Source organism: Streptomyces sp. NBC_00984, assembly GCF_045162475.1.
Lineage (GTDB): Bacteria > Actinomycetota > Actinomycetes > Streptomycetales > Streptomycetaceae > Streptomyces.
In genome coordinates, this window is record NZ_CP108734.1 from 6,443,951 (window position 1) to 6,464,473 (window position 20,523).

The following is a 20,523-nucleotide window of genomic DNA, read 5'->3' on the forward strand; positions in this document are numbered from 1 at the left end:
CGATCCAGGAACACCGCGTACAGAGGCACGGTCGGACGTGTGTGCCCATCTCGATCCCGGTCACGGACAATAGGCCGGTGCGCTACTGCATCCTCGGAACGACCCGGGCACTTCGCGACGACGGCACGGCCGTCGCCCTCGGCGGGGCGCGGCTGCGCGCCCTGCTCACCGTCCTCGCGCTGCGTCCCGGCCGCACCGTCCCGGCCGTCGTCCTCGTCGACGAGGTGTGGGACGGCGAGCCGCCCGCCGACGCGATGGGTGCCCTCCAGGCGCTCGTCGGCCGGCTCCGGCGGGCCGTCGGCCACGACGCGGTGGTCTCCGCGGACAGCGGCTACCGGCTGGCCGCCGAGCCGGACGCCATCGACCTCCACCGCTTCGAGCGGCTCGCGGGGGAGGGGGCGAGGGCGCTGGAGGAGGGCGACGCGGCGAAGGCCCGGACCGTGCTCGACGACGCGCTCGGCCTGTGGCGCGGCCCGGTCCTGGCCGATCTGCCCGACCGCGGCGCCGACGCGGCCCGCTGGGAGGCCCGGCGGCTGGACGCCCGCCGCAACAGGCTCCGCGCGGACCTCGCGCTCGGCCACGCGGACGAGGCCCTGCCCGAACTGGCCGCCCTGTGCGCCGAGCACCCGATCGACGAACCCCTTCAGGCGCTGCGGCTGCGGGCCCTGCGCGACGCCGGGCGCACGGCGCAGGCGCTGGCCGCCTACGACGAGGTGCGCACCGTGCTCGCCGACCGTCTCGGCACCGACCCCGGCCCCGAGCTGCGCTCGCTCCACGCCGAGCTGCTCCGCCAGGAGCCCGCGCGCCCGGCCGTCCCGCACCCGCCCGCCCGCACCGGGGCCCCCGCCGCACCGCAGGGCAACCTCCGGGCCCGGCTGACCAGTTTCGTCGGGCGCGAGGGCGATATCGACGTCCTGCGCCATGACCTTTCGCACGCCCGTCTCGTCACCCTCCTGGGTCCCGGCGGCGCGGGCAAGACCCGGCTCTCCCAGGAGGCCGCCGAATCCGTCGCGCCCGCCTGGCCGGACGGTGTCTGGCTGGCCGAACTCGCCCCCGTCGACGATCCCGAGGCGGTGCCGGAGGCCGTGCTGACCGCGCTCGGCGCCCGCGAGACCGTCCTGCGCGGCGCCGGTGCCGAGGAGCTCAGGGTCGCCGAGGGAAACGCGAGCGACCCCCTCGTACGCCTCACCGAGCACTGCTCCCGGCGCCGCATGCTGCTGCTCCTGGACAACTGCGAACACCTCGTCGGGGCCGCTGCCGCCCTCGCCGACCACCTGCTCGCCCACTGCCCGCACCTCACCGTCCTCGCGACCAGCCGTGAACCCCTCGGCGTACCGGGCGAGTTCGTCCGCCCCGTCGAACCGCTGCCCGACCCGATGGCGCTGCGCCTGTTCGCCGACCGCGGCGCTGCCGCCCGGCCGGGCTTCCGGACCGACGCCGACGAGGAGACCGCGGCCGCCGCGGCGGAGATCTGTCGCCGCCTCGACGGGCTGCCGCTCGCCATCGAACTCGCCGCCGCCCGGCTGCGGATGCTCACCCCGCGCCAGATCGCCGACCGGCTCGACGACCGGTTCCGCCTGCTCACCAGCGGAGCCCGCACCGTACTGCCCCGCCAGCAGACCCTGCGCGCCGTCGTCGACTGGTCCTGGGACCTGCTCGACGAATCCGAGCGCGCCGTGCTGCGCCGGCTCTCCGTCTTCGCGGGCGGCTGCACCCTGACCGCGGCCGAGGCGGTCTGCGCGGACGGGCCCCGGGAGGCGCGCGAGGTCGCCGGGCTGCTCGGCTCCCTCGTCGACAAATCGCTCGTCGTCGCCGCGCCCGCCGAGGACGGCGAGATGCGCTACCGGCTGCTGGAGACCGTCGGCGAGTACACCGCCGCCCGGCTCGACGAGGCGGCGGAACGGGGCCCCGTGGTCCGGCGCCACCTGGTGTTCTTCCGGGAGCTGGTCCGTACCACGGAGCCCCGGCTCCGCGGCGCCGGACAGCGGTCCGCCATCGAGCTCCTCCAGCACGAGTACGAGAACATCCGCACCGCCCTGCGCAACGCCGTCGCCGCGCGCGACGAGCAGGAGGCGCTCTGCATGGTGCTCTCGCTGTGCTGGTACTGGCAGATGCGCGATCTGAGCGGCGACGCGCTGCACTGGGCCGAAGCCGCCGCCGCGCTGGGCCCCGACCCCTTCGCCCCGCCCGCCGAGCCCGCGCCCTCCATCCCCGAACGCTGCACCGACGCACCGCCGCCCATGCGGCCCGAGCTGCTCCAGGAGGCACGCCGCCAGGCGGGCCTGATCCGGCTGGTCAGCATGGAGCACGCCACGGAGAGGTGGACCGACGAGCCGAGCATGGCCCGGCTGCGTGTCATCGCGAACACCTACCGGGCCGGCCAGCCGCAGACCTGCCGGGTCCCGGCATCGCTCTGGTTCTTCGCGGTCATGCTCGTCGGGGAGACCGGCAGGCTGCGCGGGCTGCTGGACGAGACGGTCCGCGCCTGCCGGGAGTTCGGCTACGAATGGGAGCTCGCCGCGGCCCTCCAGATGCGGGCCAACGTGCTGGCCAACCGGCCCGAGTGGTCGGGCGAGGCGCGCACGGACGCCGACGAGAGCCTGGCGCTCTTCAGCCGGATCGGTGACGACTGGGGCGTCGCCGAATCGCTCTCGGCACGGGGCGAGGCCCACGAGCGGCGCGGCGAGTACGCGCGCGCGGCCGAGGACTACCAGGCCGCGATCGGCTATGCGAACAAACTGGGCGCACCCTCCCAGGTGGCGGTCCTGCGCACCAGATACGCGGCCGTGCTCACCGAGATGGACCGCGGCGCCGAGGGCGAGGCGATCCTGCGCGAGGTGATCGCCGAGAGGCTCGATGCGAGGTCCATCGCCCGGCTCCATCTGGCCATGTGGCTGGGCCGCAATGGCCGCACCGGCGAGGCGCGCGAGCAACTGGCCGTACTGCGCGAGGAGTTCCACTCGGAGACCATGGCGATCTTCGAGGGGATCGTACTGGGCGCGGTGGCCTGGCTGGACAACCAGGACGGGCTGTACACGGACGCCCTGCCCCGGGGCCTGGTGGCGCTGGAGCGGTCCCGCGACCGGCTGTCGCAGCTGGTGGCGCCGCAGATGTCCGTCATCCATCTCGTCTCCCTCGCCCGCTCGTTGGCCGGCCTCGGCGGCGAGCGGCGGGCCACGACCGCGGCCCGGCTGCTGGGGGCGGGCCGGGAGCTGCTGCCCCGGGGCCATGTGCCGACGTCGATGGAGCGGGACGACTGGGCCCGTGCGGAGGAACTGGCCGTCGCCGTGCTCGGCCGGTCCGCCTACGGGACCGCGTACGCCGAGGGCGGCGGCCTCTCCCTGGAGGAGGCCACCGCCCTCGTGGACGCGTACCGGGAGTGACCCCGTCCGTCAGGACTTCTTGCGGAACCTGGAGACCGCGATCGGGGCCATCACCGCGGTGATGACCACGGTCCAGCCGAGCGTCACCAGGACCGAGTGGGCGAGCGGGCCGCCCATCATCAGGGCGCGCGCGGCGTCGGCCAGGTTGGACAGCGGGTTGTAGTCGGTGAACGTCTGGAGCCAGCCGGGCATCGTCTTCGTCGGGGCGAAGATCGAGGAGCCGAACTGGAGGGGCATCAGCACGAGCATCCCCATTCCCTGAACCGCCTGGGTCGTCTTCATGGTCAGCCCGAGCAGGATGAAGATCCACATGATGGCGGCGCCGAACGCGGCCGACAGCGCGATGGCCCCGATCAGCCCGAGCACCGACTCCTGGAGCTCCATGCCGAGGGCGAAGCCCATGGCCAGCAGGATGAGGGTGGCGACCATCATCCGGCCCAGCTCGACCACGATCTTCGCGATGAGCACCGAGGAACGGGCGATCGGCATCGTCCGGAACCGGTCCATGACGCCCTTGCGGAAGTCGTCGTTGACCCCGGAGCCGACCGCCATGGCGATGTTCATGCCCATCATCGCCATCAGTCCGGGTATCAGGTAGTTCAGATACTCCTGCCGGCCGCCGCCCATGCTGCCGCCGACCGAGCCGCCGAAGACGTACACGAACAGCAGCGTGAAGACGACCGGCATCAGGAGCGCGTCGAACATCGACTCCGGATCCTTCTTGATCTGGAGCATGTTGCGCCGCACCAGTGCCCCGATGTGGCGCAGATTGTTCCGCAGCCCTATCCGGCCCTCGTCGTGGACCGCCTTCGCCCGGGGGGACTCGGTGGGCGTGGGCGTGGGTGTCAGAGTCGCCGTGCTCATGCCGCGACCTCCTCGGGGATCGTGTCGGTGGCGGAAGCGGACTTCTCGCCGGTGATGGCCAGGAACACCTCGTCCAGGCTGGGCAGCGCGGTGGCGACATGCGCCAGGGGGAAGCCCCGGGTGCCGAGCAGGCCGATGACGGAGGTCAGCTGTTCGTCGCTGAGGATCGGTACGTACAGCAGGCCCTCGTCCGGGACGGCCTGCGCTCCCGCGACACCGTCCAGACCGGCCTCCCTGATGGCCTGCGCCATCGGGGCCAGCTGCGCCGGGTCCGAGGGCCGGATCTGCAGGGTGCGGCCGCCGACCTTCGCCTTCAGCTCGTCGACACCGCCGCGGGCGATGATCTTCCCCTTGTCGATGACGGTCAGCTCGTTGGCGAGCTGCTCGGCCTCTTCCATGTACTGGGTGGTGAGCAGCACGGTCGCCCCCTCCGCGACCATCCGCTGCACCTCGTCCCAGACCTCGTTACGGGTGCGGGGGTCCAGCCCCGTCGTCGGCTCGTCCAGGTACAGGACGGCCGGGCTGCCGATCATCGAGGCGGCCAGGTCGAGCCGGCGCCGCATGCCGCCGGAGTAGTCCATCGCGGCCTTCTTGGCCGCGTCGGTGAGCGAGAAGCGCTCCAGCAGCTCGTCCGCGCGGGACCGGGCGGTCCTGCGGGGCAGGTCGAGCAGCCGCCCGATCATGTAGAGGTTCTCCCAGCCGGAGAGCTTCTCGTCGACCGAGGCGTACTGCCCGGTCAGGCCGATGGTGCGGCGCAGCTGCCGGGGCTGCTTCACCACGTCGTAGCCCGCCACGGTGGCGTGCCCGGCGTCGGGAACTATCAGGGTGGAGAGGCAGCGTACGAGCGTGGTCTTCCCGGCGCCGTTGGGGCCGAGCACACCGAGCACGGTGCCTTCGCGGACATCGAGGTCCACGCCGTCCAGAGCCTTGGTCGTGCCGTAGTGCTTGACCAGCCCCCGGACCTCGACGGCGTTCGTGCCGCTCCTGGGGTTCTTGTCGATTCGCGTCATGCCGACCATCGGACCAGCCGCCACCGACAGTCCACCGACAGCGGGCCGACAGCCCGCCGATGGGGGATGTCGGCGGGCTGTCGGTGGTGCGGGCAGTGGTCCGTGCCCGGGACCCGGTGCGCGACCGGGCCCCGGTGGAACTAGTGGAAGGTGTGCTCGGCGGCCGGGAAGGCGCCGCCCACGACCTCTTCCGCGAACTCCTTCGCCGCGTCGCCCAGCACCTTGCGCAGGTTCGCGTACTGCTTGGTGAAGCGCGGCACCTTGCCGCCGGTCAGCCCGACCATGTCGGTGTGGACCAGCACCTGGGCGTCCGTGTCGGGGCCGGCGCCGATGCCGACGGTCGGGATGTGCAGGGTGCGGGTGACCTCGGCGGCCAGCTCGGCCGGTACGAGCTCCAGGACGACGGCGAACGCGCCCGCGTCCTGCACGGCCTTGGCGTCGCGCAGCATCTGCTGGGCGGCCTCCTCGCCGCGGCCCTGCACCCGGTAGCCCATCGCGTTGACGGACTGCGGGGTCAGGCCGATGTGGGCCATGACCGGGATTCCGGCGTCGACCAGCAGCTTGATCTGCTCGTGGCTGCGCTCGCCGCCCTCCAGCTTGACCGCGCCGACGCCGGACTCCTTGATCAGCCGGGTGGCGTTGCGCAGGGCCTGGACCGGGCTCTCCTGGTACGCCCCGAAGGGCAGGTCCGCGACGATCAGGGCACGCCTGGTGCCCCGGACGACCGCGGCGGAGAGGATCGCGATCTCGTCCATCGTGACGGGCACGGTGGTCTCGTAGCCGAGATGGCAGTTGCCCATGGAGTCGCCGACGAGCATGACCGGGATTCCGGCCTCGTCGAAGACGGACGCGGTCATCGCGTCGTAGGCGGTGAGCATGGGCCACTTCTCGCCGCGCTCGGTGGCGGCGGCGATGTCGTGGATGGAGATACGGCGGGTGCTCTTGCCTCCGTACAGCGCCTTGCTGCTGTCGGTGGGGGCCCCCGCGGGGGATGTTGCGGACTGGTTCCGCGCAGCCTGAAGCGACATTGCGAACGGCTCCTTCGTCATCTCGAGGCGCCCTGACGGCGTCCCCGGACCGGTTCCATGGTGGCATCCCGTGACGGTCCACGGGAAGTGGGCCCGCGCATGACGGTGAGCGCATGGCCGGAAGGCGACTCCACCGGTCACATGTTTCCAATACGAGACGGTCTCGTATCGAAATCGGATAAGCTCCTTGCCATGTCGATACCGTCCGGTGCTCGCGCTGCCGAATCCCAGATTCCGGAGGCGGTCCACCGTCGCCGCTGGGCGATCCTCGTCGTCCTGATGTTCAGCCTGCTCATCGTCGTGCTGGACAACTCGATCCTGAACGTCGCGGTCAAGACCATCGCCAGCCCCGCACCCACGGGCCTCGGGGCCACCCAGAGCGAGCTGGAATGGGCGATCAACGCCTACACGCTCGTCTTCGCCGGACTCCTCTTCACCGCGGGCCTGCTCGGCGACCGCATCGGCCGCAAGAAGGTGCTGCTCTTCGGCATCCTGCTCTTCGGCGTCGGCTCCGCGCTGGCCGCCATGTCCGGCTCACCCGCCCAGCTGATCACCTGGCGTGCCCTGATGGGCCTCGGCGCCGCGTTCGTCATGCCGGCCACCCTCGCCGTCCTGATGAACGTCTTCGAGCGCGACGAGCAGCCCAGGGCCATCGGCATCTGGGCGGGCAGTGTCGGTGTGGCCATCGCGATCGGACCGATCACCGGCGGACTGCTGCTCGAACACTTCTGGTGGGGTTCGATCTTCCTGGTCAATGTGCCCGTGGTGATCGTGGCGCTGGCCGCGATGGTGCTGCTGGTGCCGGACTCCAAGGACCCGAACCCGGGCCGGACCGACCCGCTCGGTGTCGTGCTCTCCATCGTCGGCCTGGTGATGCTGGTGTACGGCATCATCCGCGGCGGCCAGCTCGCCGACTTCACCGAACCCGTCGTGCTCCTGTCGAGCCTCGGCGGTCTGCTCGTCCTGGCCGGGTTCGTCTGGCACGAGAAGCGCACCACCCACCCGGCCATCGACATCTCGTACTTCAAGGAGCCGTCGTTCGCCGCGGCCGTCGCCGCCATAGCGCTGGTCTTCTTCGCCCTGATGGGGGTGACCTTCTTCTCCGCCTTCTACATGCAGAGCGTGCGCGGCTGGAGCGCGCTCCAGGCGGGTCTGATGCTGCTGCCGCTGGCCGCCACCCAGATAATCTTCGCACCCCGGGCCCGGCTGTTCGTCGACCGCTTCGGCGCCCGCGCCACCTGCACCGTCGGCATGCTGCTGGTCGCGGTCGGACTGGCGGCGTTCGCGCTGTTCGACGGCACCACACCGGTCTGGGTGCTGTGTCTGCTCTTCTTCGTCCAGGGCACGGGCATGGCGCATGTGATGACGCCGGTCACCGTCTCGGTGATGCAGGCGCTGCCCCGGGAGAAGGCCGGTTCCGGATCGGCCGTCAACAACACCTTCCGGCAGGTCGGCGGGGCACTCGGGGTCGCCGTGCTCGGCTCGGTGCTCTCCACCGTCTACCGGGGCGACATCGAGGGGCACCTCGGCGCGGTCCCTGCCGGTGCCAGGGCGGCGGCGGGGGAGTCGATCGAGGCGACGCTCGGCATCGCGGACAGGATGGGCCCGGCGGGCGCCCCGCTGGTCGCCTCGGCCAACGACGCGTTCCTGAAGGCCATGCATGTCACCGCCGTAGGTTCGGCGACCATCGCCCTGGTGGGCGCCCTCGTGGTCGCGCTGTTCCTGCCGGGGAAGCCGCGCGCCGAACCGGGGCCCGGCGGATCCGGCGAGGGCGACCGGTCGGTGCGCGCGGCGGGGGCGGGCCGGTGAGACCGGCGGCCCGGAAGAACTGAGGAGTGGAGCAACGTGCGGATACAGGCACAGGCACAGGACCGGGACCAGCCGTTCCGGGAGGATCCGGAACCACGACGGGGCCGGCCGCGCAGCGCGGCGGCCGAGCGGGCGATCCTGGACGCCGTCGTCGAACTGCTGGAGGCCGGTGAGCCCCTGGCGGGCCTGTCCATCGAGCGGATAGCCCGGACCGCGGGGGTCGGCAAGGCGACCATCTACCGGCGGTGGAGCGGCAAGGAAGAACTCTTCGTCGACGTCCTGAGGGACATGGAGCCGCCGGAACCCGCCGTCTCCGGCACCGCCGGGCTCGACGACCTGCGGCTGCTGCTGGAATCGCTGCGCAGGCGCGGCCTGGCCCAGCGCTCCTCGGTCCTGCTGCACAACGTGTTCGCGCAGATGAAGAGCCACCCCAAGCTGTGGGCGGAGTACCACTGCAACGTCATCGCGCCCCGCCGCGTCGCCATGCTGGCCGCCGTGCAGCGCGCGGTCGACGCCGGCGAACTCCGCGCGGACCTGGACGTGGGGCTGATGGACGACCTGTTCCTGGGGCCCATGCTCGTACGCACCGTCCACTGGCCCGACGCGCCGCTGCCCGAGGACCTCGCCGACCGCATCGTCCGGGTCCTGGTCGAGGGCCTGGCGCCCCGCCCGGCCGACGACGCCTGACGCTCCCGGACACCCGGCGCTCCCGGGGACACCCGGCACTCCTGGGCGCCTGACACTCCCGGACCCGGAAACCGGAATCTGACCCGTCCGATTGTGATCGTTCTGTCACAAGCCCGTATGGCCCCCGCCCGGTCGGAACCCGGCGGACCCCGCCCTTCGTCCTCGTGGCAGTACGGCCGTCGTCGACGGCAGGAAACCCGCCGCCCATCGCCTAGGGTCGTGGACGCGGCGACATGCAGGGCAAGGCAGTGAGGACAGCGCGATGGTGCAGGCGTACGGAGCGGACACCGGGAACGACCGTGCGGAACCGGAACCGGAACCGGAGCGTGCCGGGGCGGGATCCCGCCTCCGGGACCTGCGCGACAGGTGGACCCGCGACCCGGGCATCTGGCGGCGCGGCATCGTCCTCGCCCTCTGCTCGGTCCTCCTCACCCTCGTGATGGTCTTCCACTCCAGGATCCCGAACACCATCGGCAACCTGGGCAGCCTCTCCGAGACGTTCCTGCCGTGGATCGGGGTGTTCGTCCCGCTGCTGCTGGTCCTCGGCCTGGTGCGCCGCTCGGCGACCGCGCTGATCGCCCTGCTGCTGCCGGTCGTGGTCTGGTTCAACGTCTTCGGCGGCCTGCTGACCGACAAGTCCGGCAGCGGCGGCGACCTCACCGTGGCCACCCACAACGTCAACGCCGACAACCCCGACCCCAAGGGCACCGCCCAGAAGGTCGCGGACTCCGGCGCCGACGTCATCGCCCTGGAGGAGCTGCCGAGCGGCAAGGTGGCGACGTACGAGGCGGCACTCGCCGACCGCTACCCGTACCACTCGGTGCAGGGGACCGTCGGCCTGTGGAGCAAGTACCCGATGAGCGGCACGAAGCCGGTCGACATCAAGATGGGCTGGACCCGGGCGATGCGCTCCACGGTGACGACCCCGAAGGGCGAGGTCGCCGTCTACGTGGCGCATCTGCCGTCCGTACGGGTCAAGCTGCACGCCGGATTCACCGCCAACCAGCGCGACGACAGCGCGGACGCCCTGGGCGAGGCCATCGCCGACGAACGGCTCGGCAAGGTGATCCTGCTCGGCGACCTCAACGGCACGATGAACGATCGCGCGCTGAACGGGGTCACCGCCCAGATGCGCTCCACCCAGGGCGCGGCCGGCGACGGCTTCGGCTTCAGCTGGCCGGCCTCGTTCCCGATGGCACGGATCGACCAGATCCTGGTGAAGGGCGTCGAACCGATGTCCTCGTGGACGCTCGCGGCGACGGACAGCGACCACCTGCCGATCGTGGCGCGCGTGGAGCTGTGACGCGTGACACCTGTGACGCGGTGAGCCGTTCCGCCACCCCGGGCGAACGTTGACGAAACGGTCCGCGGGACGACACCCGGGTGGACGCGCGCTGAAACGCGCGGGTGCGGTGACCGGGCGGACCCGGTCACCGCGCCCGCGCCCCGCTCAGCCCGACTCGCGCCACCGGTTGGTGATCGGCAGCCGCCGGTCCTTGCCGAAGCCCTTCGGGGAGATCTTCGTGCCCGGCGGGTACTGCCGCCGCTTGTACTCCGCCGTGTCCACCATCCGCAGCGTCTTCGCCACCAGCGCCGCGTCGAACCCGGCCGCGACGATCTCGTCCAGCCCCTGGTCCCGGTCGACGTACAGCTCCAGGATCCGGTCCAGTACGTCGTAGTCGGGCAGCGAGTCCGTGTCGACCTGTCCCGGGCGCAGCTCGGCGCTGGGCGGCTTGGTGATGGACGCCTCCGGGATCGGCGGGGTCTGCCCGCGCTCCTCGGCGGCCCGGTTGCGCCACTTCGCGAGGCGGAAGATCGACGTCTTGTAGACGTCCTTGATCGGGCCGTACGCCCCGACCGAGTCGCCGTACAGCGTCGAGTAGCCGACCGCCAGCTCGGACTTGTTGCCCGGCGCGAGGACGATCTGGCCCTCCTGGTTGGAGACGGCCATCAGCATCGTGCCGCGCAGCCGGGACTGCAGGTTCTCCTCGGCGAGACCGGTCAGCCCCAGCGCACCCATGTACGCGTCGAACATCGGCTCGATCGGTACGGTGCGGAAGTTCAGCCCGGTACGGCGGGCCAGCTCGGCCGCGTCGCCCTTGGAGTGGTCCGAGGAGTACTTCGACGGCATCGAGATGCCGTACACGTTCTGCGCGCCCAGCGCGTCGCAGGCGATCGCCGCGACCAGCGCCGAGTCGATCCCGCCGGAGAGCCCGATCAGCACACTGCTGAAGCCGTTCTTGGCGGCGTACGCCCGCAGGCCCACGACCAGCGCCGAGTACAGCTCCTCGTCGTCGTCCAGCCGCTCGGCGTACCCGCCGGCCAGCTCCGCCGGGTACGCCGGGAGGGGCTCCTCGGAGAGCACCACGTGGTCGATCCGCAGCCCGTCGTTGACGACACCGGACGGCGGCTCCGCGGCGGCGGCCGGCAGCTCCAGGTCGAGTACGACGCTGCCCTCGGCGAACTGCGGGGCACGGGCGATCACTTCGCCGTCCCGGTCGACGACGATCGAGTCGCCGTCGAAGACCAGCTCGTCCTGGCCGCCGATCATCGCCAGGTACGCGGTGGTGCAGCCCGCCTCCTGGGCCCGCTTGCGGACCAGTTCCAGCCGGGTGTCGTCCTTGTCCCGCTCGTACGGCGAGGCGTTGATCGACAGCAGCAGCCCGGCGCCGGCGGCCCGTGCGGCCGGCACCCGGCCGCCGTCCTGCCAGAGGTCCTCGCAGATCGCGAGTGCCACGTCGACGCCGTGGACCCGTACGACCGGCATCGAGTCGCCCGGCACGAAGTACCGGAACTCGTCGAAGACGCCGTAGTTGGGGAGGTGGTGCTTGGCGAAGGTCAGCGCAACCTGCCCGCGGTGCAGCACCGCGGCGGCGTTCCGCGGGGACCCGGCGGGCTGGCCGTAGCGGGGCTGGGCCGTCTCGGAGCGGTCGAGGTAACCGACCACGACCGGCAGTTCCCCGAAGCCCTCCGCGTCGAGCCGGGCGGCGAGCGCGCGCAGCGCCTGCCGCGAGGCCTCGACGAAGGACGGGCGCAGGGCCAGGTCCTCGACGGGGTAGCCGGTCAGCACCATCTCCGGGAACGCCACCAGATGGGCGCCCTGTTCGGCGGAGTGCCGGGTCCAGTGGACGATCGCCTCGGAGTTGCCGGCGAGATCACCGACGGTCGAGTCGATCTGATTCAGTGCGAGACGTAGTTGAGGCACGCGGACCAGTGTAATCGTCTGACTGACGCAATGTCCTGGCGGGCCGCGGAATCACAGCCGCGGCCCGCCGGAACCAGGCCGGGAACGGGTCAGCGGCGGTAGCCGAGGACCGTCATCATGCCCACGTCCGAGTGGTAGATGTTGTGGCAGTGGAGCATCCACAGCCCCGGGTTGTCCGCGTCGAACTCGACGGCCAGGGAGCTGTTCGGCCGGATGATCGCGGTGTCCTTGCGCGCCCAGTCGACCGCGCCGCGCCGGGTGGCCCGGTGGCGCGGCCCCGCCGGTCCCACCAGACCGAACGAGTGCCCGTGCAGATGGATGGGGTGCCACATCTCCGTGACGTTGAAGAACTCCAGCCTGACCCGCTCGCCCGCCTTCACCGGATGGCGCTGGCCGGGGTTGTACGGCTCGTGGTCGAAGGCCCAGTCGTACGCCCTCATGCTGCCGGTCATCCTGAACCGGATGGTCCGGTCGGGTTCGCGCGAGGACAGCTCCACGGACCCGTCCGGCATCAGTTCCTCCGCCTCCACCAGCCTTCCGTACAGCTCCTTGGGCCGTACGGACGCGGTGGGTGCCGCCCCCTTGCCGGTGCGGAGCAGGGCCAGCGCCGTGGCCTTCTTGCCCTCCGCGAGCGCGGTCAGCGGGAACACCCCGTCGCCGGCGGTGACCACCACGTCGTACCGCTCGCCCATGCCCAGCAGCAGGGCGTCCGTCGTGGTGTGCCGGACCGGGTAGCCGTCGGTGTGGGTGATCGTCATCCGGTGGCCGCCGAGCGCCACCCGGAAGGCGGTGTCGCCGCCCGCGTTGATGATGCGCAGCCGGATCCGGTCGCCGGGCTTGGCGGCGAAGGACGTGGGGGCCTTCGGGGTGCGGCCGTTGATCAGGTAGTACGGGTAGGCGACATCGCCCCCGTGGCTGTCGAGCAGTTCGCTGAAGGAGTCCTTCTCCAGCCGTGAGGGCCCGGAGCGGCCCTTGGCGGGCTTGGCGGGCTTGGCGGGCTTGACCGGCTTTCCGGGGGCGCCGTGCGCGCCGCCGCTGTGGTCCATGCCGCCCCTGCCCCCGCTGAGCTCGTCCAGCACCGAGTCCGGCGTCGAGCCGTCCACCCCGTCGACCCAGTCGTCCAGGACGACGACCCACTCCTTGTCGTACTTGAGGGGCTCCTTCGGGTCGTCGACGATCAGCGGCGCGTACAGCCCGCGGTCCTGCTGGACGCCCGTGTGCGGGTGGAACCAGTACGTCCCCGCGTGCGGCACGGTGAACCGGTAGGCGAATTCCGCACCGGGTTTGATGGGTGCCTGGGTCACGTAGGGCACGCCGTCCGCGTTGTTGCGCACATTGAGGCCGTGCCAGTGCAGAGACGTTTCCGCAGGCAGGTGGTTGGCGAAGGTGACCGCCAGCGTGTCACCCTTCGTGACCCGGAGCTCCTTGCCGGGCAGCCGGGCGTCGTACGCCCAGGAGCCGACGGTGAGCCCGCCGCCCAGATCGAGCCGGGCCGGAGTGGCGACGAGGTCGAGCTTCCGTACGGGACCCGAGCCCCGCTTGGCCTCGGCCGCCGCGACCTCCTCCCCGTCGGGGGAGACGTACTCGCCCTCGGACTTCCCGCCGGGGGAGTCCCCGTGGTTCGCGCTGCCGTGGCTCGTGCCACCGACGTTCGCGCTACCGGTCTTCTTGGCGCCGCGGCCCGTGTCGGATTCGCCGGAGCAGGCGGCCAGCACCGCCGAACCGGCGGTGGCGACTGCGGCACCGAGCACGGCGCGTCGGGTGGGTGGAGTGCGCATGACGGAGTGCACCTCGGGGTGTTGTCGGTATTTCGGTCTGCTGGGGGAGGGGGAGGCGCGCCCCTTCTATATGCGCAGCACCGACAACGGGGCGGGACAGGTCGCGCCCGGCCGGGGACCCGGCCCCGGCAGCGGCGTGACCCGTGCCGCGACACCCCTGAGAAGGTGGAGGATCCCGATGAGCAGACATACGAACAGCAACAACTGTCCGTAGGTCGCACATCCACTCAGGGTCATGTCGAGCACCCTACTCCCGACGGGTGTCCCTCGCGCGCGGAAACGTATCGCCGCAGTGGTACGGGCTCCGGCGGGGCGGGCAGCACGATGGCCCGGCATCCCTCGGCAAGGGACGACCGGGCCATCGGCACCGGACCGTGGCACGGATCCGCGCGGCCGGTCAGCCGCGCGCGTAGACCTTCTCCGCCCAGCCGGCGATCTGCTCCTCGGTGAGGTGCTGCGCCAGGTCGGCTTCGCTGATCATGCCGATCAGCATCTTGTTCTCGACCACCGGGAGCCGGCGGATCCGATGGGTCTGCATCTCCTCCAGAACCATCTCCACACCCGCCTCCGAGTCGATCCAGCGAGGGGTGCCCTGGGCGAGGTCGCCCGCCGTCATCTTCGACGGATCGTGGCCCATGGCCACACAGCCGACCACGATGTCGCGGTCCGTGAGGATGCCGATCATCCGGTCCTTCTCGCCGTTGGCCGAGATGGGCAGCGCGCCGACCTTGTGTTCGCGCATCAGCTGCGCGGCCCGGTCGAGCGTCTCGTGCGCGGGGATCCACGTGGCCCCGGTGTGCATGATGTCCTTGGCGGTGGTCATGAGGGATTCCTCCTGCGTGCCGATGGGCAAGCTGTACGACCCCGAGCCAACCCATCGTCATGGGCCCGTTCGGTGGACGCGACCGCTATCACCCGTTCGGGTGCACCTGCGGCTCGGAGGGAATCTTTCAGGACCGGGGCCCGGCACCTCGCGCCGCCAGCATGTGGGCCATCGCGTCCAGCTCCGACTGCTGGGCCTCGACCATTCCCCGGGCGAGCCGCTTCTCCGCCTTCACCGTGCACAGCCGGGCGCAGCCGCGGGCCATGTCGATGCCGCCCTTGTGGTGGGCGGTCATCAGCCGGAGGTACAGGACCTCGGCCTCCCGGCCCTTCGCCGAACGGAGCCGGCCCAGCTCGGTCCGGGTGGCCATGCCGGGCATGAGGGAGCCGTCATGGGGCCGGTAGCCGGTCCCCGTGCCCGCCATCCCGTCCATGCCCTCCATCGAGTGCCCCTCGTGCCCGGCCGCCATCCAGCCCATCGGCTCCTGCCCGGCGGCCGCCTTCGGCAGCTCCCACAGATCCAGCCAGCCGAGCAGCATGCCGCGCTGATTGGCCTGCGTATTGGCGATGTCGTACGCGAGACGGCGTACCTCCTCGTCCTGCGTACGGTCACGCACGATGAAGGACATCTCCACGGCCTGCTGGTGGTGGACCGCCATGTCACGGGCGAAACCGGCGTCCGCCGAATCCACGGCGGGCGTGCGCGGCGCGGTCGCGACGTGGTCCGTCCCGTTCCCGTCGTCGCGCGCGGAGGCGACCGTCGCCGCCCCCGCGAACAGCAGCGCGAGCACCACGGCGGAGCCGGCCACCCACTCGACGCGCCGTACGCGCTTCACCGCGGTCACTGCGCCCCCAGCCCACCCGTGCACGTCGCACCGGGCTCGGGTGTCTGCGGCCCCTGCACGAACTCCGAGAAGAACCGGTCGACCCTCGGGTCGTCGGCGCCCTCCACCGTCACCTGCTTGCCCCAGGCGGTCAGCATGATCGTCCCGGACTGGCCCTCGTACGGGCTCATCAGCGAGTACGGCGTCCGGCCGACCCGCTCGGCGAGCTTCGCCACATCGGCGTCCGAGGCCTTGTCCGTGTACGTCACCCATACCGATCCGTGCTCCAGTGAGTGCACGGCGTTCACGTCGGGCAGCGCCTTCGTGTACACCTCGCCGTCGCAGTTCATCCATACGGGGTTGTGGTCACCGCCCACCGGCGGCTTCATCGGGTACGCGACGGTCCCGCCGACGTGGTTGCGGGTCAGCTTCGCCGCGTCCCACGTCCGCAGCCCCTCGATCGACCCGTCGGCGGGCTTCTTCTGCTCCGCCGAGGGCGCCTTGTCGTCCGCTGCCGGGGCGGCCCGCTTCTGCTCGGACGCCTCGGACTTCTCCAGCACCAGGTACGAGCCGAAACCGACCAGACCGACGACGACGAGCACGCTCAGGCCTATGGCCAGGGCACGGTCGCGGCGCTGCCGCGCGCGGTGGGCGTCGTGCTGCTGCGCCATGGGGGTCCTGGGGTCGAAACTCATGTCGTCAGTTCCTTCTGGGAAGGGGCGGGAACGGATGGCGGGAGGCCGGGGCCTCTCGTCCGGATCGGGCCGGATCCGAACGAAAGCCCCCAGGAGAACCGGCGCGCGCGGGGCCGTCGCGAAGCCGCTCCACCCCCTGCGCGCCATGGGCGCCGATCGTAGTGGGTGGCCGGGTGCTCCAGATCACTCCATGTGCGTAATCTGGGGGAAATCCCGGGTCGTGATACTGGAGCTTCTCCCCTACCCCGGGCGGTGGTGCACGGACCGTCTGAACTGCAAGGATGTGGCTATGGACAAGCAGCAGGAATTCGTCCTCAGGACGCTTGAGGAGCGCGACATCCGCTTCGTACGGCTGTGGTTCACCGATGTCCTGGGCTACCTCAAATCCGTCGCCGTGGCCCCCGCCGAGCTGGAACAGGCGTTTGACGAGGGCATCGGCTTCGACGGCTCCGCCATCGAGGGCTTCGCCCGGGTGTACGAGTCCGACATGATCGCCAAGCCGGACCCGGGCACGTTCCAGATCCTGCCGTGGCGGGCGGAGGCCCCCGGCACGGCCCGGATGTTCTGCGACATCCTGATGCCCGACGGCTCGCCGTCCTTCGCCGACCCGCGCTACGTCCTCAAGCGCATCCTCGCCAAGACCTCCGACCTGGGCTTCACCTTCTACACCCACCCGGAGATCGAGTTCTTCCTGCTGAAGGACAAGCCGGTCGACGGCAGCCGCCCCACCCCCGCCGACAGCTCCGGCTACTTCGACCACACCCCGCAGAACGTCGGCATGGACTTCCGCCGCCAGGCGATCACCATGCTCGAATCCATGGGCATCTCGGTCGAGTTCAGCCACCACGAGGGCGCCCCCGGCCAGCAGGAGATCGACCTGCGGTACGCGGACGCGCTCTCCACCGCCGACAACATCATGACCTTCCGCCTGGTGATGAAGCAGGTCGCGCTGGAACAGGGCGTACAGGCGACGTTCATGCCGAAGCCGTTCTCCGAGTACCCCGGCTCGGGCATGCACACCCACCTCTCCCTCTTCGAGGGCGACCGCAACGCCTTCTACGAGTCGGGCGCCGAGTACCAGCTCTCCAAGGTCGGCCGCTCCTTCATCGCCGGCCTGCTCACCCACGCGGCGGAGATCTCCGCCGTCACGAACCAGTGGGTCAACTCCTACAAGCGCATCTGGGGCGGCTCCTCCCGCGCCGCGGGCGCCGGCGGCGAGGCCCCCTCGTACATCTGCTGGGGCCACAACAACCGCTCCGCGCTCATCCGCGTCCCGATGTACAAGCCCGGCAAGACCGGCTCCGCCCGCGTGGAGGTCCGCTCCATCGACTCCGGCGCCAACCCCTACCTGACGTACGCGGTGCTCCTCGCCGCGGGCCTCAAGGGCATAGAGGGGGGCTACGAACTCCCGGCCGGCGCCGACGACGACGTCTGGGCGCTGTCCGACGCGGAGCGCCGCGCGATGGGCATCGAGCCGCTGCCGCAGAACCTGGGCGAGGCGATCGCGCTGATGGAGAAGAGCGAACTGGTCGCCGAGACGCTCGGCGAGCACGTCTTCGACTTCTTCCTCCGCAACAAGAAGCAGGAGTGGGAGGAGTACCGCAGCGAGGTCACCGCCTTCGAGCTGAAGGCCCTGCTGCCGGTGCTGTGACCGCGACGCAGTGACACCCGGGCCGGAGGCGGTGCGCCTCCGGCCCGGAGTGCGTTCAGGTTGAATACCGGCATGCGGGAGAGCGACGACCACACGAGAACCGGCGCCCGGCTGACCAGGTCCGGCTGCCTGGCCGGCCTGCTGGTCGCCCTGGCGATCCCGCTGTGGATCGTCGGCGCACTGCTCGTCGACGTCCTTTCCCGCTAGGGCCTGTCCGACCCTCGGACAGGCCCTAGCCGCTGCCGGGATCGGCCGGCGAATGCTGTCGGCCGTTGGTCAGGTCGCGCTCCGTCCGGCCAGGAGATCGCCGGCCCCGGTGCGCCGGTAGACGACGCGTCGGCCGACTCTCGTGCCTGCGACCAGGTCCGCATCGCGCAGGACGGCCAGGTGGCCGCCGACGGTGCCCAGCGACTGACCGAGTTGCGCGGCGAGCTCGCTGGTGGTCGCGGGGCGTTCGAGCTCGTGGAGCAGGGCGGCGCGGCCGGGGCCGATCAGCCGCGCCAGCGCATGAGGTGGTCCCGGCCGCTCGGTCGCCGCGGCGGCTCCGCGGGCCGGATAGACCAGCGCGTACCGGTCGGGCGGCGCCTCGGACAGCCAGGTGCCGCTCGTCATGCAGACCGGCACGAACAGCATCCCTTCCTCGCCGACGATGTGGTCCGGGCCGGGCTGGTCGCTGAAGCGGATCGCGTCGGTGCCCACCCAGGCGCTGCGGCGGTTCATGTGCTGCAGGGCACGGGGCCAGCCGTACGCGGCCAGCAGTCCCGCGCGGTAGGTGACGTCCCGCTCCAGCAGCGCCCGGCGGCGCGGCCAGTCCGGGGAGACGTGTTGCTTCCACACGTACCGGAACAGGTCGGCCGTCCGGGCTCCCCAGCCGTGCCCTGCCAGCCAGTTCAGGTCGTGTCTTTTCCAACTGCGCGCCACGGCTGCCTCGAAGTCGGCGCGTACGTCCGCATCGCGCGCGGCGGCGACCGGTTTCAGCTCCTCGGTGAGACCGGTGCGCATGCCGCCGGACGGAGGCAGGGTGAAGAAACCGGGCAGGTACTTGGTCGAACCGGCCAGCTCGACCAGCCCCTTGGCGAAGGGATCGGCGTTCAGGACGGCGCCGAATGCTTCGTGGTGGCGGGAGTGCCAGGGGGCGAGCCAGGGATCGGCGCAGGGCCTGCTCAGAACGATCATCGAGCCCAGCGTCTCGGCGATCGGCGACAGCGCGAACCGGGACCGTGACAGGGCCAACGAACTCAGCCGCAACAGCACCATCTTTCGCCTCCTGCCGAAACGTTAGCGTGCGCGGCGGCAGCACCGGACACTCCGGCCGGTGCATTCCTCTCCGCGTTCCTCTCTCTTCGGGCAGGCAGAATTCCGCGCGTTCTTCGCCGGACGCCTGGTGTCGTTGCTCGGCAGTTCGATGGCTCCGGTCGCGCTCGCCTTCGCGGTCCTGGACGCCTCGGACAGCGCTCATGACCTCGGCGTCGTCCTGGCCGTCCATATGCTGCCCCTGCTGGCGCTCCTTCTGGTGGGCGGGGCCGTGGCCGACCGGTTCCCGCGCAGGTCCGTGCTGGTGGCCGCCCATCTGGGCTCGGCGCTCACACAGGGCGGCGTCGCGGCGATCCTGCTGACCGGCCACTACTCACTGGTCCTGGTGGCCGCACTGGAGTTCCTCAACGGCGCACTCGCCGCGTTCGCCACGCCGGCACTGCGCGGGATCGTTCCCCGGCTCGTCGACAAGGCTCTGCTCCAGCAGGCGAACTCCCTGCTCGGATCGGCACGCAACGCGACGAAGATCCTCGGGCCGAGCCTGTCGGGCGTGCTCGTCGTCGCGGTCGGCAGCGGCCCCGCCATCGCCTTCGACGCGTTCACCTACCTGTTGGCGGCAGGTTTCCTCGCGCGGCTCACCCTCGCCACCGACACGGACGCGCCCCGGCGGACCACCGTCCTGACCGACATGCGCGACGGCTGGACCGAGTTCCGTTCGATCCCCTGGGTATGGGTCGGCACGGTGTCCTTCTGCCTGATGAATCTGGTCCAGACCGGCACCTGGCAGATCCTGGGCCCCCAGCTCACCCGGCAGATCAGTGGCGAGGCGACGTGGGGGTTCGTGCTCAGCGCCCGCGGCATCGGCCTGTTGGTGTCGAGCCTGCTGATGTACCGGCTGGTGGTCGAACGCCTGTTGCGGCTGGGGCAGTTGACGAGCGCGCTCGCCGCGCTGCCCCTGCTCGCGCTCGGCGCACAGCTGCACGCCCCGTGGCTGATCGCGGGCGCGTTCGTCGCAGGTCTAGGCTCCTCCGTCACCGCCGTCGCCTGGGACACCTCGCTGCAGGAGCACGTCCCCGAAGGTGTGCTGTCGCGCGTCGCGTCCTACGACGACCTGCTGTCCTACGTCGCCGTCCCGATCGGGCAGCTGTCCGTCGGCCCGCTGGCCCGGACCTTCGGCGGCTTCCGGGTGGCCGTGGCGGCCGGCGTCCTCTCTGCCGCCGTGGCCGTGATCCCCCTGGCCTCCACCGCTGTGCGCCGACTGCCCCACGTCCGGACCCACCGCACCGAACCCGCCCCACCGGCCCCGGGTGCTCTCGCGGTCCTGCCCGCCGACGGGGCGGCCGGCAGTGGCCCTTGCGGAACCGGACGGGGTGCCGAACAGGGTGTGGAATGAAGCTAGTTGGGGGACTGGTAGGAAAGTTTACTGTTCGCTAGCATTCCCGGCGGTGGCTTGGCGCGGTGCCCGCTGTGTGGGCATGACGCGCTCAGTGAGAGCTCTGGCCCGGCCACCACG

The 20,523-nt window shown here is 71.3% G+C and carries 16 protein-coding genes; 7 read left to right on the forward strand and 9 right to left on the reverse strand.

Annotation, left to right across the window (positions count from 1 at the left end):
* Positions 1-77 precede the first annotated feature (77 nt).
* Positions 78-3,383 (forward strand): BTAD domain-containing putative transcriptional regulator, encoded by a 3,306-nt coding sequence (locus OG520_RS28855; protein WP_406015126.1) that lies wholly within the window; start codon positions 78-80, stop codon positions 3,381-3,383.
* A 9-nt stretch (positions 3,384-3,392) separates the two neighbouring features.
* Here OG520_RS28855 and OG520_RS28860 read toward each other — a convergent pair whose 3' ends face one another.
* From OG520_RS28860 to panB, 3 genes are all read right to left on the reverse strand, one after another.
* Positions 3,393-4,247, reverse strand: a complete 855-nt coding sequence (locus tag OG520_RS28860) for an ABC transporter permease (protein ID WP_399326164.1) — start codon at positions 4,245-4,247, stop codon at positions 3,393-3,395.
* The gene (locus OG520_RS28865; protein ID WP_406015127.1) at positions 4,244-5,266 is read right to left on the reverse strand and encodes an ATP-binding cassette domain-containing protein; all 1,023 of its coding nucleotides are present in this window, start codon (positions 5,264-5,266) and stop codon (positions 4,244-4,246) included. Before OG520_RS28865 ends, OG520_RS28860 begins: the two co-directional genes overlap by 4 nt.
* 131 nt (positions 5,267-5,397) lie before the next feature.
* A complete protein-coding gene (gene panB, locus OG520_RS28870; RefSeq protein ID WP_266420028.1) occupies positions 5,398-6,285 on the reverse strand; it encodes a 3-methyl-2-oxobutanoate hydroxymethyltransferase in 888 nt (295 codons plus the stop codon).
* A gap of 192 nt (positions 6,286-6,477) precedes the next feature.
* Between panB and OG520_RS28875 the strand changes: the two genes are divergently transcribed.
* From OG520_RS28875 to OG520_RS28885, 3 genes are all read left to right on the forward strand, one after another.
* Entirely contained in the window at positions 6,478-8,094 is a 1,617-nt protein-coding gene (locus OG520_RS28875; RefSeq protein ID WP_399326161.1) for an MFS transporter, read from the forward strand.
* Between the two features lie 42 nt (positions 8,095-8,136).
* The gene (locus OG520_RS28880) at positions 8,137-8,781 is read left to right on the forward strand and encodes a TetR/AcrR family transcriptional regulator (RefSeq protein ID WP_406016593.1); all 645 of its coding nucleotides are present in this window, start codon (positions 8,137-8,139) and stop codon (positions 8,779-8,781) included.
* Between the two features lie 262 nt (positions 8,782-9,043).
* Positions 9,044-10,084, forward strand: coding sequence for an endonuclease/exonuclease/phosphatase family protein (locus OG520_RS28885; RefSeq protein WP_406015128.1), 1,041 nt, complete (start codon positions 9,044-9,046; stop codon positions 10,082-10,084).
* Positions 10,085-10,231: 147 nt separating this feature from the next.
* On the opposite strand, the gene OG520_RS28890 is transcribed toward OG520_RS28885, so the two are convergent.
* The 5 genes from OG520_RS28890 to OG520_RS28910 form a co-directional block, all read right to left on the reverse strand.
* Positions 10,232-11,986 carry an NAD+ synthase gene (locus OG520_RS28890; RefSeq protein ID WP_406015129.1) on the reverse strand — a complete coding sequence of 585 codons (1,755 nt, stop codon included), beginning with the start codon at positions 11,984-11,986 and terminating at the stop codon, positions 10,232-10,234.
* Positions 11,987-12,075: 89 nt separating this feature from the next.
* A complete protein-coding gene (locus OG520_RS28895; protein ID WP_406015130.1) occupies positions 12,076-13,764 on the reverse strand; it encodes a multicopper oxidase family protein in 1,689 nt (562 codons plus the stop codon).
* Between the two features lie 397 nt (positions 13,765-14,161).
* Positions 14,162-14,587, reverse strand: coding sequence for a CBS domain-containing protein (locus OG520_RS28900; RefSeq protein WP_266420046.1), 426 nt, complete (start codon positions 14,585-14,587; stop codon positions 14,162-14,164).
* Positions 14,588-14,714: 127 nt separating this feature from the next.
* Entirely contained in the window at positions 14,715-15,431 is a 717-nt protein-coding gene (locus tag OG520_RS28905; protein WP_406015131.1) for a DUF305 domain-containing protein, read from the reverse strand.
* Positions 15,428-16,105 carry a DUF3105 domain-containing protein gene (locus OG520_RS28910; RefSeq protein WP_406015132.1) on the reverse strand — a complete coding sequence of 226 codons (678 nt, stop codon included), beginning with the start codon at positions 16,103-16,105 and terminating at the stop codon, positions 15,428-15,430. Before OG520_RS28910 ends, OG520_RS28905 begins: the two co-directional genes overlap by 4 nt.
* A gap of 289 nt (positions 16,106-16,394) precedes the next feature.
* On the opposite strand from OG520_RS28910, the gene glnA reads away from it, so the two are divergent.
* Entirely contained in the window at positions 16,395-17,756 is a 1,362-nt protein-coding gene (gene glnA, locus OG520_RS28915) for a type I glutamate--ammonia ligase (protein WP_266420052.1), read from the forward strand.
* Positions 17,757-17,828: 72 nt separating this feature from the next.
* The gene (locus OG520_RS28920) at positions 17,829-17,963 is read left to right on the forward strand and encodes a hypothetical protein (protein ID WP_266420054.1); all 135 of its coding nucleotides are present in this window, start codon (positions 17,829-17,831) and stop codon (positions 17,961-17,963) included.
* Between the two features lie 69 nt (positions 17,964-18,032).
* On the opposite strand, the gene OG520_RS28925 is transcribed toward OG520_RS28920, so the two are convergent.
* Positions 18,033-19,013 carry an ArsR/SmtB family transcription factor gene (locus tag OG520_RS28925; RefSeq protein WP_406015133.1) on the reverse strand — a complete coding sequence of 327 codons (981 nt, stop codon included), beginning with the start codon at positions 19,011-19,013 and terminating at the stop codon, positions 18,033-18,035.
* Between the two features lie 58 nt (positions 19,014-19,071).
* Between OG520_RS28925 and OG520_RS28930 the strand changes: the two genes are divergently transcribed.
* A complete protein-coding gene (locus OG520_RS28930; RefSeq protein WP_406015134.1) occupies positions 19,072-20,403 on the forward strand; it encodes an MFS transporter in 1,332 nt (443 codons plus the stop codon).
* Positions 20,404-20,523: the final 120 nt, after the last annotated feature.